Origin of the sequence: Nostoc sp. C110, from assembly GCF_043099725.1 — a bacterium.
Taxonomy (GTDB): Bacteria; Cyanobacteriota; Cyanobacteriia; order Cyanobacteriales; family Nostocaceae; genus Nostoc; species Nostoc muscorum_A.
The window spans coordinates 114,275-129,511 of record NZ_CP171142.1 but is presented as its reverse complement, the minus strand read 5'-3'; the positions used below and the strand labels follow the sequence as shown (position 1 = coordinate 129,511).

Annotated in this window: 9 protein-coding genes and 1 pseudogene; 2 read left to right on the top strand and 8 right to left on the bottom strand. The window is 40.4% G+C overall.

Annotated elements, in window-relative coordinates:
- From ACFFRD_RS03580 to ACFFRD_RS03565, 4 genes are all read right to left on the bottom strand, one after another.
- Positions 1–1,401, bottom strand: a complete 1,401-nt coding sequence (locus ACFFRD_RS03580; RefSeq protein ID WP_392476713.1) for an AAA-like domain-containing protein — start codon at positions 1,399–1,401, stop codon at positions 1–3.
- An 18-nt stretch (positions 1,402–1,419) separates the two neighbouring features.
- Complete coding sequence (locus tag ACFFRD_RS03575; RefSeq protein ID WP_392476761.1) at positions 1,420–3,177, bottom strand: pentapeptide repeat-containing protein; 1,758 nt, start codon at positions 3,175–3,177, stop codon at positions 1,420–1,422.
- A gap of 37 nt (positions 3,178–3,214) precedes the next feature.
- Positions 3,215–4,414, bottom strand: coding sequence for a pentapeptide repeat-containing protein (locus ACFFRD_RS03570; protein WP_392476711.1), 1,200 nt, complete (start codon positions 4,412–4,414; stop codon positions 3,215–3,217).
- Between the two features lie 115 nt (positions 4,415–4,529).
- Positions 4,530–5,060 carry a hypothetical protein gene (locus tag ACFFRD_RS03565; protein WP_392476709.1) on the bottom strand — a complete coding sequence of 177 codons (531 nt, stop codon included), beginning with the start codon at positions 5,058–5,060 and terminating at the stop codon, positions 4,530–4,532.
- 46 nt (positions 5,061–5,106) lie between these two features.
- Between ACFFRD_RS03565 and ACFFRD_RS03560 the strand changes: the two are divergent.
- A pseudogene (locus tag ACFFRD_RS03560) lies at positions 5,107–9,895 on the top strand (hypothetical protein).
- A 271-nt stretch (positions 9,896–10,166) separates the two neighbouring features.
- Here the strand turns inward: ACFFRD_RS03560 and ACFFRD_RS03555 are convergent.
- A complete protein-coding gene (locus ACFFRD_RS03555; RefSeq protein WP_392476150.1) occupies positions 10,167–10,508 on the bottom strand; it encodes a hypothetical protein in 342 nt (113 codons plus the stop codon).
- Between the two features lie 199 nt (positions 10,509–10,707).
- The gene (locus ACFFRD_RS03550; RefSeq protein ID WP_069074521.1) at positions 10,708–10,953 is read right to left on the bottom strand and encodes a hypothetical protein; all 246 of its coding nucleotides are present in this window, start codon (positions 10,951–10,953) and stop codon (positions 10,708–10,710) included.
- A 309-nt stretch (positions 10,954–11,262) separates the two neighbouring features.
- Between ACFFRD_RS03550 and ACFFRD_RS03545 the strand changes: the two genes are divergently transcribed.
- On the top strand, positions 11,263–12,054 hold the full coding sequence (locus tag ACFFRD_RS03545) for a hypothetical protein (protein ID WP_392476149.1): 792 nt from the start codon (positions 11,263–11,265) through the stop codon (positions 12,052–12,054).
- Between the two features lie 123 nt (positions 12,055–12,177).
- On the opposite strand, the gene ACFFRD_RS03540 is transcribed toward ACFFRD_RS03545, so the two are convergent.
- On the bottom strand, positions 12,178–12,780 hold the full coding sequence (locus ACFFRD_RS03540; protein WP_392476148.1) for a hypothetical protein: 603 nt from the start codon (positions 12,778–12,780) through the stop codon (positions 12,178–12,180).
- Positions 12,781–12,949: 169 nt separating this feature from the next.
- The gene (locus ACFFRD_RS03535; protein WP_392476146.1) at positions 12,950–15,166 is read right to left on the bottom strand and encodes an AAA family ATPase; all 2,217 of its coding nucleotides are present in this window, start codon (positions 15,164–15,166) and stop codon (positions 12,950–12,952) included.
- Positions 15,167–15,237: the final 71 nt, after the last annotated feature.

The following is a 15,237-nucleotide window of genomic DNA, read 5'->3' as shown; positions in this document are numbered from 1 at the left end:
CTACCCCAAACGAGTTGAGAAATACTGACGATACAAATCACAACTAGGAACGCAATCATTGCTAACAAGCTTGACTAAGCCCAAACTGTGCAGTTTAAATGTAACTTCAGTATCAAGTCTGACAGGTGCATCTGTCATTACTACTCTTTTATACCCTGCCTCAAGCTTAGGATTATGTTGTAAATGCCACAGTTGTTGTCGCAGGTGGTCGCTAAAAATTCCCTGTTCTGTTGGTGCAAGCCTCAACAGTTCTTCTAACGTCGTCTGCTGACTTTTGAGGTGTGCGATCGCAGACTGTACTAAGTAAGGATGTCCCCCAACCATCCTCATCAACTCTTCTAATCCCTGTTCTTCCAATATTTCTAACCCGTGCTGTTTGGCAAGCTCTACCACCTGCTGTAGACTTAATTCGGGCAACTCAATGGCCAACCCAACATTAAACGGGGAATGATTAGTGTCTAGAGATGGGTAAGATTCAGTAGAGTGAACCACCACAAGGCGCAGTTTCTTCCAGATGTTACCAATTTTGTCACCTTGCTTGGCTGCCTCATACCATCCCCGCAGCAACAAGCAGAACTGAGGAAAAATCTCTGGATAATCAAACAGTCTCTCAAAGTTATCTATTGCTAAAACTAAAGGTGTATTAGTTTTCGATAATAAGTATTTTTGAAAATAGCGGGTACAGTTTTTATTCAATCCAAACACTTCTTGCCAGTGTTTATCTAGTTGAGGTTCCAAATCTAAGCTGTCAGCTACATCAATGCACAACCATTGCAAGAATGTTTTTAAGTTAGCCAGAATGTCAGCATCAGCTAGTTTTAAATCCAGCTTTGCTGTTTGATATTCCTGCACTCTGGCGTGGTCTAATATTTTCTCTAACAAAAGAGTTTTACCCATTGTTTGGGGAGCTTTGACACGAATTAATGCCCCTGGCTGTACGATTGCGTTATAACATTTGTCCTCAATTGGTGGTCTTTCGATATATATGTTTGCACCTGCATCTAGTGCAGAGTTATTATCAGCTTGCAATTGTCGTTCAACTGCATCCAACTTGTCAGCAACCTCTTTGAATGTGCCTTCCTCTGCCTGAAGCTGCTGTTCGTATTGAAACTTGCGTGATGGGTCTGTCTCAATCACCCATGCGGTTCTTATGCTTGCTACTTTCTGGCTTTGCAGCACGTAGGCTTTTTCGAGTGAGTCTCGTTCTTGCTGCGATCGCTGCCGTTGGTTCTGTGACAGGGTTAAATTTTCTGATGCCGCTTGCTGCCCAAGGTGAATATTGTAGATATCGCCGCCAATTCGCCCAGCATTCACTGTGTCAGCGTTGATTAACCCGCCGCCAAACTGGGAATTGCGTAAGTCGTTGTTATTGACTTGTTTCGGGTCTTCTGAATCCGGCATGGCTTGGCTTGAGCGTTTTTAAGCGTCGTTGTTTTGAATGTTACCACCTATCTGGTCTGCATCAACATTGTTGGCATCTACTATACCACCTGCAAACTGGGAGTTAGGCTGGTAGTAAATCGAGACTTTACCAGAAGTTTCTGCTAGTTGTCTATTTAACTGATTAATTGAAGAGAACAACTGATTGATTACTTTATCTTTATCCTCAAGTCTTGCTTGGTACTGCGCCTCCAATGCTTTACTTGCAAATTCATAGCCCTGCATAAAGTCGCTGTGGATTTTTGCTTTATCTGCATCAGGGGAAACAGCTACTCGGACTACAAGAATGCCGTCGCCTTTCTTCTCAATGCTTTGGACATCTAATTGAGCGCCTTGGTTCTCAACTTCTAATTTTTTGAACGAATAAGCGAAAGCATCCCAGTCGATGCCGTTGCGGAAGATTAGGTCTACTGTTTCTAAGGATTTTTGGAACAGTTTAGCAAATTCTCCAGGGGCAAAATCACCAATGCTAGGGCGGCGTTCTTTTTGACCTTGGTGAAGGTAGATGTAATCACAAATTACATCAGTTAGATTTGTAGCACTGTTTGTATTCCAGTCTTGAATACAGGCTCCTGTAAAAGTTGCTGCGGTGAAATTTGTTCCTAATGCTCGAATTAGATAAAGTTCAGACCTACTAAGATCAGCCTTATTGAAATTTGCTTGGCTGAGGTTAGCTCCTTTAAGATCAACTTGGTTGAGATTAGCGTTGCTCAAGTTAGCCTTACTCAGGTTAACCTCACTTAGATTAGCGTTACTAAGATTAGCCTCACTGAAGTTAGTTTCAACAAGAAAAGCTCGACTAAGGTTTGCTTCACTCAGGTCAGTATTTTTAAGATTTCCATAGCTTAAATCAGTTTCGCTGAGATCAGCATTATTTAAATTAGCATTACTGATATCAATTAGTATAAGCTTGACCTGACTGAGATTAGCTCTATTGAGATTAGTACCTCTGAGGTTAGCTCCAATAAGATTGGCTTGAATAAGGTCAGCATTAGTAAGGTTTGCTTCACTAAGATTGGCTTGGCTAAAGTCAGCACTAGTAAGTTCAGATGAACTGAAGTTAGCTCTTCGGAGGTCTGCGCCACTGAGATTAATTTTACGAAGGTCACTATAACTGAAATCACAATCACTAAGTTTTCGGTTTGCTCCTCCTTGATTGAGGATTTCCCAAACTAAACGCCATTTCTCATCAATCACTGTCTCAGAACTAATTTCTGCTTTCCTAAAGTTTACCCAGTCAAGTTTAGCTCCACCAAAATCAGCTGCACTAAGGTCAGCATCACTAAAGTCACACCCAGTAAGATCAGCACCCTTAAAATTAGTTTGTCTGAGAATAGATTCCCAAAAAATACTTTCGCTTAAGTCAGCACCGTCAAACTGAGTTGACCAAAGATTAGCCTCGTCAATTTTAGCGTTACTCAATTTCGCTCTGCTGAATTTAGCTCTACCAAGACTAGCATTCCAGAACTCAGCCTTCTCTAAATTAGCTTCACTAAAATCAGCTTCTTTAAGAGTAGCCATACTGAAGTTAGCATTACGGAGATCAGATTTAATAAATTGAGCTTTGTCAAGCTTCGCATCCCAAAAATCGGCTTTATTGAGATTAGCTCCACTAAAATTTAGTCCACTCATAATGGCTGTTTTGAAGTCAGGAACTATATTTAAATTGTTATTTCTCCACTCATTCCAAGCCTCTACTCCTTGCATTAATATTGCCAGATGCTCCTCATTTGCCATCACCAGCTACCTCCTCTGCTCACCTGTAGCCAACAAACTACTCCGCATCTTGCCATCCTTCTATTGATGCCAGCAGTATATTCACTAAAGGATGATCAATTAGCTCTTGAAATGCTTCAGTCCCTCCAGCCTTCAATGCCCCAATTACTCGCACTTTCAATGTTGGGTTATTTTCAATCTCGTCTACAGCCCTAGCTACCACAGTCATTTTCTGCGATGTCGTTGTGGTGGGGTATGTTTGACTCAATTGGTTGAGAAGCTGCTGAATTTCTGCTGCGGCTTCTGCAAGATTCTGCTTTTGCTCAGGGTTGTAGTTGGTGATGTTGCCGCCGATTTGGTGCGCGGTTACTGTGTCTGCATTTACAAGCCCACCAGCGAATTGAGCGCCTTGTAAGTTGAAGTGAGATTCTTTTTTAGGACTTTGTGACATAGTATCTCCTTGATTACTGTAAGTTTGAGCGTAAAATTTAGGGCTTTGCAGTGCCGTAACCACCATAGTCTCTAAGCTACGAATTCTGCTGTCTTTTTCTGAGATGAGTGCTTGTAATTCCTGTTGTGCTAATGTTTTAAGTTGATTATAAATTTCAAAATATTCTGCGCTCAGTTCCGATTTATCAGTCATAGCTGCGGTTTTGGCACGAAGCAAAAATTTATCTTCGCCTCGTACTTCCATTCCTACAATTCGTAAGTCAGCTTCTGGATGATTCTCAGCTAACTGCTTGAAGGAAATTGCGATCGCTCTGGGGTCAACTCCCTGGTTATGATAGAGGTCGAGGGTATCAAAAATCGGTTTGATGAAATCTCCAAACTCTCCCTGAGCAAATACTTCCTTGTGGTTATCTGGTTTGCGTAGTGGGTCAGGGTTCTCTTTTGTCGGCAAGCGCATATAAACATATTCACATTCCACACCATCAAACTTGGTATCATGAGTAATGCCCCAATCTTCAATAAATGCACCCGTAAGAGTCGCGCCTTTAAAGTCGGTTGCGTCTAATTGGGTTTGTATGAGCTTAACTCTGGATAAATCTGCATTTTGGAAATTGGCTTGGCTTAAATCTGCACCAGTGAAATTGGCATCGGCTAAGTTAACTCTTTCTAAATTCACTCCTCGCAGGTCTTGACGAGTAAAATTCTTGTATTGCCCCTCTCTATCTATCAACCATTGCTGTAGTTGTATATTGCTTAAATAAGTTGTTCCTGATACATCTTTAATCTGTGCTTTTACGGACTTTAGCACAAGATTTCTCACCAAGTAAAGCAATAGTTACTGCAATCGCTTCCTTTAGCAGCAATCGTTGTTAATTATCGGCAGATTATCGGTGCGATAAAATATATTATCTTTGGCTCAAATCCTAGAATGGGGTATCTTTGTCAAATGGTAGACTATCCGCAGGTTCACAGTTGAGCAAATCCACTTCCATCTGTTTGCGACGTTCTACATAAGTGATACTAGAAGCACGTATTCTATTCATCTCTTGTTCACCAAAGTTAATACCTTGCTCCGCATATCTAGCAGACACTTTATTATAATTATCGACTTCCAGCTTCTTGCGCCGTTCCATTTCTTCTAGCCACCCCTCACTGATGCCACTACGGAGTGTTGATTCTACATATTCAGCTCGTAAAGAACCATCTGGACTAAACTGTTGTTTTTCTGAAGGCGTAAAGAAGTCGTATGCAGTGTATATAGGCCAGGGTTCAGGATCTGTTTGGTCTAAGTGTTTTAGCTGTTCATACTCTTTCTTAAATTTAAGAGCATATTCAGCGATATAATCTTCATCAAAACTATCAGAGCGTAATTCTTGAATATACTCCTCTTTAAAATCACCATTCTGATTGACTTTCTTTTTGTACATATTCAACCAACGCTTTAATCTTGACATATTTAACTCCTGAAAAGTTTTTAGACCTAAAACTAATGTATAAATTATGGCTTTAGAGTTTAAACATTTTGAGACTCGGTTAAATCAATGGATTCATACTGACGGTGAACAGAAAAATCTTCAGTCAATTTTAACTGAGAAATTAGATAATACTCTACTAGAGTTTTTCTTTACCGACAGAGAATTTTCTTTTGGTCATATTGATGAAGACAGTAAACCAGAAGATTTACAGAATCATCCAAATGGACATATTCTGTTACTATCCTCGAAAACAAGACTACTTTACGGTTCTTCAGAATGTTTAACAGAAATTGAGAAACTTTGTCCAGATAGGAAAGACCGAGGTGCTTACGGTTCCATCTTTCTAGGTGCTTGTAAAAATGCAGTTTATGAAAATTTGAATATATTAATTGTAGATGATGCTATAGGAGAAAATGGAGGATTTCTTAAAGATAAAGATGCTTTTAAACTAGTAGGAGACTGTTATGGACAGATTGCAACTGATATTTATGATAAGTTGACTAAACGAGATGAGCAGAAAGATAAAAGTTATCGAGTAATTCAGCATCGTTTCGGCTGGAAAGAAGGAGATGGAGAAGATAAGCAGTATCGGTTTGGAAAAGGAACTTTACGCCCTCATGATTTGGAAAAATTATCTTGGAGCAAAGGTACACCTAAAATTGACCTGATAATCCCAATATCTAGTTTCAAAGGCACAGACAAAGATAATCCTAAAGGGGCTAGTAAACCCCAAATCAAACCTGGACTGTATCAACAGAAAATCTGGTTAGGCGAGAAGTCACAATCAGAGCGAGGTCATACAGCAATATCTCAACTGCTGGCATCATTCCCCCAAGGGATTAAGGATTTTGCTGAGGAGTTAGAGGCTCAAGCTCAAAAACTAGCCGAAACTCAGAACGAATCCCAGGAAAGTCGCTCAAATTTACTGCGAGAAGTACGAGAAGCGCAAGGAATCATTAAAGCAAGCAAAAGCTAATACAGAACAAGAAGTTACTCAACAGCAAACACCCTTTGTTACAGACTTCAAAGCAGAAAATGATTTAGAAGATGAGGAGTTGACTGAAGACGATACCAAAAAAGATTTATTAATGTACAAACTCATTAAAGCAGACTTTGTTAGTGGACACAATCAACTTTTAGAAACTGAAAAGGTCAAGCAAGAGTTAAGTAGATTTGTTCAAAATGAATGGAGAGATATTGCGCTGGGAAGAACTCTAACTTTTGACCGAGCCATGATCATTCCATCTAAGGAATTGAAGAATGGAGAGATATGTGTACCTTGGATGGATGATGGGGACAAGGTACTTAACTTTCGCTCACCATTTCTAAACTCAAATGGTCTGTGCGTATCATTAAATAAATATGTTGATGACAGGTTAGCACCAGACGGTCAAAATTTGCAAGGCATAATTGTAGTCAATGACGAAGACCACAAGCGCATACAGCAAAGAATTACAGAGTTAGAAGCACTCTTGGTTGATGTTGATTTTATCGACCCAGCCGAAACCGAATCAGAACGCCAAGCACGAGATTTTGATGGTGACTGCATTGGTGTAGCAAGAGCTAGCTTATACCCCAATTTAACAGCAGAGGCAGAGCGAAGAAATCTTCCCCAAAACGCCTATTCGCCCACGGTTAAGCTCAAAAAACAATCATTTTATGATCCCACTGATGGAAGCCAGCCCCCATTTGAAAAAATCGCTATTCACATGAGCGATAGCATCAGCGTGGGCATAATCAACAATCAAGTGACAGCACTGGAGGCATTAGAATCAGAAATTGAGGTACTAAAGACTTACGGTACTTTTGAGCAGAAATCAAATTATCTAGACCAAGTTTCTAACCATTACGAAACCCTGTTTGAGCAAGAACGCCAGAAAGATGCAAAGTTAATTCGAGAAGAATACAAGCCTTATATGCAAGGGTTTGTTGAACTTGCTCATTGTCAAAGAACTCACGAAATTATCCAGCAAGCAATGGACATTAACCGTCAAATGTACCGGAGCATGATTGAAGAAGGATGTTATCAAAACCAAATAGCAGTTGATTTATTCAAAAGTGCTAAAAAACCTGAAATGGATAAAATCAGGGAAAACAATCGCTACTTGTATCGTGATGTTAACTATATTAAAGATAAAAAGTCGCGTTCAGTTTATTTAAGCACAGGTATAACACCAAAGGGCTACTCACCAGTAGAATTATTGATTAGCCAAACTAATAAATATTTCCAAGAATCACAGTTAGAATCGCGCCCCATCGTTCAGTTTAAAGATTTGTTCAAAGGAGTAGAATTTACACCACAGCAGAAATTTGCAGCGATCGCCGCGAAGTACGAGTTCGATCTGAAATTCAACGCTGCGGTACGGATGTCTCAACGGCGTGAAACTGAGAAAGGGCCATCCGCAATTGTGCAAACTCCACAGGGAACGCAACTGGAAATTACCAACCTCACCCGCTACGGGCATCCTCTGATTTGGAAAGCCCAAACGTTGAACATTCGCTTAGATGAAATAAGAGAGAAATTCAGAAGTTTTGAACGCCCGCACCGATTATTAGCAGTTGCACAGATAGATGGTGAGGTTGGGTCAGATGGAAAACCCGCTTACCGCAACCTAGGGACAGTTAGCCAACAATCTGTGACTGATCACAACCTCAAGGCGGGGATGACCATGCAGGGAGCTAAACTCTTAGAACTAAAACCAGAACTTACTAGAAGCCAAACTAAACTACTCTTTGCCTTGGCAAATGATGCAGCAGAAGCATTTTACGCTTCTATCCCAGAGTCAGAAAAACTTGCATCTGCTGCCGCCGCTTGGAACATCTGTGCATCCCGCCAGGATGAACTCGAAGTTGCAAGAAAAGAAAACGCAAACCCCCAGGCGATCGCTAAAAAAGTTTCCAATTTCGCCTTCGCTGCTTTCCCCAATGAGATTATTTCTCGCTTAGATAAATTGCAATTTACTGAACCGAAGTTAGTCACACTGAATAATGAAGCGAATCAATTTTTGGATCGAGACTGGAATCCCCACGAAAAACACCCAATAGAAATCAGGGCTAGCCACCACCCACCGGGACATGAACGCCACGTTTCCAGACTAATGTTTGTCCAGGATGCTGACGGGGAATATAAGGAATTCGCCATGCTCGAAACCAGGGCTGGAATGTTACCAATTGGCACAAAGGCGCAAGCTAATTTCATTGGGGTAGAACCTGCTACCGCCAAAGCAACTATTGGGCTACCAGGAAACGAGCCGGTTGAAATTACTATCCGCGAACTCAAGAACTTCTCTTATGCAGGACTTGTTTTTAACGCCGAACCCGTTAACTTAGAATTTGGCACTGTGCCGATTCCTGACAAAACAGTAAAAATCAAACTTAATGGGAAAACTTTGGGTGAGTTAGACAGTGATTCTGCCCAACAGTTAAAACAAATTGATTACCTGAAAAGTGGTAATCCCCTCAAATTAAAACTTACCTCTATCTCCGAAGCTGGAGATCAAGCTTTTGTGCTGGGTGAGTCCCCAAATGGTAATCTCCTCAAAATCAATAAAATCAACTTTTATGATTTTTCTGGTCAGTCATTCTCGGATCGAGATTACCGAAAACTGACTATCGAAACGCCACCTTTAAAAACTAGAGATGCAGTATTTCTCAATGGTGAACCCTTGGGGGTATTACATTTTAAAAAAGACAAAGACGCGCTCAGACAGCTTGGACTGCTCAAAACCGGACAACTAACACCCGCACCCACTATTATTGAAAGTAATTTTTCTGTGATTTGCGCTCAAATTGACCCTAATACCGTTGAATATCCCCAGAAGTGGACGAAGGAATTTCAGGCTTTTGGGACTCAATCGGTTAACCCTCAACAACAAGAGATGATTGAGAGCAGTGCGAAGATTCTACATCAGATTAAAGAGCGTCCTACTTTCTTATTTTCTACAGAATCAAACAAAAAACTTGGAGTCATGGGCTTGGCTGTTGATAACCAGAAAGCTGAGACTGTGACTAAATGGCTAACTTCGCAAAATGTTGAATGTCAGCAAGTACCAATAGAAGATGTTATCAGGGAAACTAAGAAAGGTTTAGCGGTATTTAACTTGGTTGATAGCTCCATCCCTGCCAAAACTTTGTCGAGCATGACCAAGAAATTCGGAGGAATTATTGAGTCTGCTCTTGAGTATCAGCAAAAAGTTAGCTCCCTCGCCACACGACCACAGTTTTTGAAACCACCAGAACAAACAGCACAATCCCCACCTAACCAATCTATAACTCCATTACTCCCCACTACTCCTTCTACACCAGACATTAGTAATTATGTGAAAACCGAACCTCTAGGTGTAGAGAAGCTTCCGACAGTTACTATTGATGACTTGAGAAATTGGTATAATGCCGCAGATAAGTTAGGGAAGTCGGAGAATTACAAAAAACGCATTGTAGAAGTGGCAAATCGGTTTAAAGCTGGTGAGCAATTATCAGCCGAAGCGTTGACAGTAATGAATAAAGATACATCTGAGCTTGAAGCCGTCAGTCGGCTGACTCAAATTGCTCAAAGGATTGGCATGGTCTGGGGTAAGTCTGATGAAAATGGCACTCAAGTTGAAGGAAAGATTTATGACTTGGCTTTCAATACCCAGCAGAGGGATTTAACTATTTCGCAGAAAAATGGAGAGGTAGTTTTAAACTTACAATCTGGCAAGGTGCAGACTAATAAAGTAACTCCACAGATATTGCAAACTTTTGAGGATGCTAATACTCAAATCGATAAAATATTAGCTAAATCTCAAACGCGACAAGTAGACTTACAAAGATAGATTTGAAGAATTCAGCAGCCAGGAGCCATAATATATAAGGAGTTTATTAAAACTACGATACTTATTTATCAAAGCTTTATTAATTTTTTAACTATTCAAAATAGCTGAATTCTTACTCCTGAATTCTTACGAATTATTTAGTCATTGCTCAAGTTGATTTTTTATCTCGGACTCATTCTAAATCCTGACTTTCCCGTTAATTCTTGATTTGATTTTTGAAAAACTAAATAGGCTAGAAGGTTGCGCTATAAAAGGCTACTTTTCAGTTTACTTAGGAAAATTCAACTTTCATCGCTACAAACGCATTTGCAAAGCGTTTGTATAGGAGAATTGCTCCTAGATTTGCTCCCAGACAGATGCTTCCTAGTCCCAATAAAATGTATGTGGGAGCCATGACAACTCCAATCATGAACCAAGCAAATACGTGCAGTATGATTAATAAAGCAAAGGTACTGGCAATTGCAGCACTTCGCCAAATCTCAATAGCTGGACGACAGAATAATGTCAAACCTATTGTTAACGAGGTAGCAATTAGGTTGGCTGGGATTAGAAAAGCACAAATACCAATGCAGTAAGTGCTTGAGAATACCGTCAAGGTGTTAAAGTCTAACATGAATTCTCCTAGATTAAATTGCCAAATTTTAGATGAATATTTGTCCTGATATCCTCAAGGCTAGTCAGACTTTAAAAGATTTGTAGGTTAGCCGAAACTATGGCGTTACTCAGATATTAGTGAAGACATACTAAAAATTTGAACCACCAACTTCTTGGTGGTTCTGAGTTATACTTCGTATTAGCTACTAGTCAAGCACTTAAACAGGAAATATTGTCCGGGTAATCAGTGCGCTGGCGAACCCAGAAACACTAAGACCTAGCAAAATACTAGTAAACAAAAGACCTATTCGAGGGTTAGAATCTAGTTTTTTGTCTTCTCTACCACCTGTAAAGAATAAAGACCAAGCTTGGGAAGCATTGATAGTCTTAAAGCTATTAAAATCAGGTCTGAAAACAACAGAACCAAATAGCTCAGGAGATTTGAAGTCGAAATCATTGTTCATGTAAATAAGTATAACAAATATCTTGTCAAATAGCTACCTTTATGATAATCGGTTACAGATAAAGGCAAGGTAGATATGTCGAGGGTAGCGATCGCCGACGTTGAGTGGTGATTTTTCAGAGGGAGCTTCCACCCCTTTTTGTCCTTAAAACTTGCCCATAAATAACCCTTTTAGGGAATGTTTTCATTTGAATGGTCAAGTTGAGGTCGAGGCTGAAACAACGGTAAATTAAGGTTTTTGATAATAAACTTTACCAAACTTTACGACGTGTCCGATTTTGCACATAGACCTCTCGGCGGATACCCTACTATGCCAAATATGCTAAGTACAAAGGTAAAACAACTGCCAATGCTCGATTACGTCAGTGCAGGGATCGCGTTTTACGTCACAATGCTTCCCGTACAAGAGTGGATATTGGAATTCCGCCTTGGTTATCTCGGTCGCTACTGGAGCCTGATAAGTGTTGCTGGCTTATTCATTGGCTTTTTGCTCTGTGTGCTGATATTTGTGCCATTGATTATTAACATGGCACTAGATCCGTTCAAATATCCAGATAATGCTGCGATGAGTGCGATCACTGCGGTGATTGTTGGTGCAATACTTTGGCTGGGACAGTGGCTGATCCTGCGACAGACTGAAATGACACCAAGAGTTTTTGCGCTCATCAATACAGTAGTTGGAATTTTTGTCTTCTCTGTGCTGGTGTGGTTCAATCAAAAAAGTTTGCAGTGGAGCGGTGGCCCGATTGAAGGCTGGAAAACCGGACTCATTTTTCTAGCAGGTGGTACAGTTACTGGAGCCGCGACGGGTAAGGCTTTAGATTTTTACTGTGCGCGAGTTGAGCAGCGATTAATCAGACTTGAGAGGGAGAGGGTAGAGCAAGAAACCCAAGAGCGAGAAAGGCTCTTAAGAGAAAGGTTTGAGAAGCAGAAATTAGAGCAAGAACGTTTAGAAGCAGAGATGGCAGAACGGAAAAGGATACAGCGAGAGGCGGCTCAAGAGGAAGAACGCCTGTGGTACGAAAAACACGGGAAAGACTATGCTGATTATGAATACGATGAGGATGAAGAGGAGTACGAAGATCAAGGCGAGGAGGAATAAACTCAATTCTCCATTAAATTGTTAAAGCAGGGAATGTTCAAACAGAAATAGAAAAGCTGTCTTCACCACTATCAGGACGATAGCGCCATAAATGCTGTGCAAATTTTGGTTTAATCACGGATTTTAAAAGTCATTATCCGTAAAGGGAACTATGGATGGTAAAAACTTTTGAAAAGATGGGTAAAATTGTAATCTTGCTTCATAGTCATCTGTTTGTGATACTTCTAATTCAATTGTTTGCTGATTTTTTTCATCAAAGAGCAACTGGATTTGATAATTAGTCCAGAATTGCTCGCCAAGTTCATCTTCTAAATCAAAAAGTTTTTCTTCATCACCCCATATATTTGACCAAAGTCCGATCCGATTAGCCCGAAAATGATTTTGACCATTTGCATCCCCAATTACAAAATATGCTTCGACAGTCAAATTAAATTCCAAATCATCGACCTCTGTTTCTGTAATGTTGCAGTTAACGAGTACTAAGGTATCTGGGTTAACGTTTATTACCTGCTCTTGGCGTTTTAATAATTCTTGTAATACGAAATCAGGTAATAGCTCAGAACTTCCCTCAAGGGCTTGTTTTTGAGTTTCTGGCGAGTAACGGCTTTTTAACTCTTGCGTGATTAAAGTTAAAATATCTTCACTAGCTAAATTGACAACTATCTTTTTATCTGTGGGATTAAGGAAACTTCCAACATTCAGATTAATGTGTTTTTTAATTGGCATAATTCTCTAAAATCCTTTTGAACAGTTCATACTCATCTACAAATAAAGCGAAGGCAAGGAAAAATATTACCTTAGCTTCAGTGATCCGTTTTTATCAAGACGTACTTCCGAGTAATTGCATCCTTAAACTCATAATTATAAATGACTGTGATTTGAGAGCCTATTATGTTCATCCGCTAATATTTAAAAATGCCACAGTGCTTGACCAATTAACGGATTGGTTAAGTAAGTAACGAACAAATAAAATTTTAATAATATTTATTTCCTCACTTGTCAAATTTGCAGCTAGACGCTCGGCATAACTTGGTCGATTAGGATTAGCAGTAAATAAACGCTTGATAAAATTATCAGAGATGTGCATAGGTGTCAAATACTGCTCAAGAACTACTTGTACGCAGTGTCCATTTGAGGCAAAAGCGTGATGCAAATCGTCAGCATCCCAGTTAAGCATGGGGTCAGAGGCATCTGTATAAATAGCTTCTTCCGCTAAAACTAATCGCTCATACAATTGAGTATCGAGATTTTGGCTGGGCAGTAAGCGGTAAAACCTTTGGGTATGACGAGGTACTGTCTCAGCTAAAATAAGCTTGGCTGAGTGGGGGAGCAATTGAGTTAAAATTTGAGCAGCAAGTCCCTTATCCGATTCCGAGGCTAGTACATTGCGCCCGATAATAGAGTCAAACTGTACATTTGGTGCAAGAGATGCCAGCATAGCAGGTATCTGTGCAACAGATGCAGTAAAAACTATTGGTCGCATTGTTTCAGGAAGTGCCGCAGTAAGTTCATTTAAAGCATTGGTATCAGAGCTATTGCGAACACAGGCATAAACCCCACCTTCAGGAACTTGTCGAATTGCTTCCCAAGTAAGTAAACCAGTGGCGGCATTTAGATCCAATACTAAGTGATGACGTTGTAATTGGGCGAAAGTGAAAATGCGTTCGCGCACAGATGCTAATTGTGTACTTACCTGAGAAAGTGTGCGTTGCAACCAACGCTCATCTGCTCGGTCAACAGTTCCATAAGTCATGACTTCCATTGGTGCAACACCAATACCTTCTACTATTGCGGCAAGTTGAGCTTCTCGACGACGTGCCACTTGTGTTGCGATTTGATGTTCATAACCTTGGGTTGATGGTTGATAAAACAATTGACCTTGCAAGCTCTTGGGTAAATATTGCTGATCTACCCAATGATCTCGGTAAGCGTGAGGATAGAGATAACCAGCCCCATGCCCAAAACCTTTTTTATCCCGATTGGCATCTTTAAGGTGAGTAGGGACTTCTGCAACATTTTCATTTTCTACTGCGGCGAAAGCATCAAAAAAGCCCATAATGCTATTGGATTTTGGTGCAGTCGCTAAATAAAGTACTGCCTGTGCTAAATGATAACGTCCTTCTGGCATTCCCACGCGGTCAAAAGCTTCGGCACAGGCATTTGTAACGACAATTGCTTGTGGATCAGCCAATCCGACATCTTCACTGGCAAGAATTAACATCCGACGGAAGATGAAGCGCGGGTCTTCACCGGCATAAACCATTTTGGCCAGCCAATAGAGTGCTGCATCTGGGTCAGAACCTCGTAAGCTCTTAATAAAAGCACTGATGGTATCAAAATGGACATCCCCTTCTTTATCGTATAAAACAGCACGTTGTTGAATTGATTCTTCTGCTACTGCTAGGGGAATATGAATAACACCTGTAGCATCAGGGGGTGTAGTCTCTACAGCCAGTTGCAAAGCATTCAATAACGAACGAGCATCACCATTGGCAACATTAACTAGATGAGCTAAGGCATCTGTGTCAATTTGTACTATTAAGTTGCCATAACCGCGTTCCGAATCGAAGAGTGTTTGCTCAACAATTTTGTATAAATCTTTATCAGTTAATTGCTGAAGTTGAAAAATCCGCGAACGGCTTACGAGTGCTTTATTGACTTCAAAAAAAGGATTTTCGGTGGTAGCACCAATGAGAATGATTGTACCATTCTCTACCCAAGGCAATAGAGCATCTTGCTGAGACTTGTTAAAACGATGGACTTCATCGACAAAAAGAATAGTTCGTTGATTATGAAACTTGCGCTGTTGTTGGGCTATTTCAATTGCCGTTCGAATTTCTTTAACTCCCGAAAGTACGGCATTGATAGCAATGAAGTGAGCGCAGGTGCTGTTGGCAATAACACGGGCTAAAGTAGTTTTGCCAGTCCCTGGTGGCCCAGAAAAGATTAAGGAAGACAGTTGATCCAAACTAATAGCACGCCGCAGTAGCCTTCCTTGCCCGATAATATGCTCTTGACCAATAAATTCATCAAGTGTCCGTGGACGCATCCGAGCTGCTAGGGGTGCTGATTCTTCAGTTATTTTTGCAAGATGCTGGTCAAATAAATCCATTATTAAATACGTCTTCAGAAGTGGAGTTTTTCAAGGCATAAAATATGTGCGTATGCTTTTTCAAGGTAAAA

Coding starts and splice junctions, on each gene's coding strand:
- ACFFRD_RS03545 (WP_392476149.1), top strand. CDS start 11,263: ATGCCAAATATGCTAAGTACAAAGGTAAAACAACTGCCAATGCTCGAT.
- ACFFRD_RS03565 (WP_392476709.1), bottom strand. CDS start 5,060: ATGTCAAGATTAAAGCGTTGGTTGAATATGTACAAAAAGAAAGTCAAT.
- ACFFRD_RS03550 (WP_069074521.1), bottom strand. CDS start 10,953: ATGAACAATGATTTCGACTTCAAATCTCCTGAGCTATTTGGTTCTGTT.
- ACFFRD_RS03580 (WP_392476713.1), bottom strand. CDS start 1,401: ATGCCGGATTCAGAAGACCCGAAACAAGTCAATAACAACGACTTACGC.
- ACFFRD_RS03535 (WP_392476146.1), bottom strand. CDS start 15,166: ATGGATTTATTTGACCAGCATCTTGCAAAAATAACTGAAGAATCAGCA.
- ACFFRD_RS03575 (WP_392476761.1), bottom strand. CDS start 3,177: ATGGCAAATGAGGAGCATCTGGCAATATTAATGCAAGGAGTAGAGGCT.
- ACFFRD_RS03555 (WP_392476150.1), bottom strand. CDS start 10,508: ATGTTAGACTTTAACACCTTGACGGTATTCTCAAGCACTTACTGCATT.
- ACFFRD_RS03540 (WP_392476148.1), bottom strand. CDS start 12,780: ATGCCAATTAAAAAACACATTAATCTGAATGTTGGAAGTTTCCTTAAT.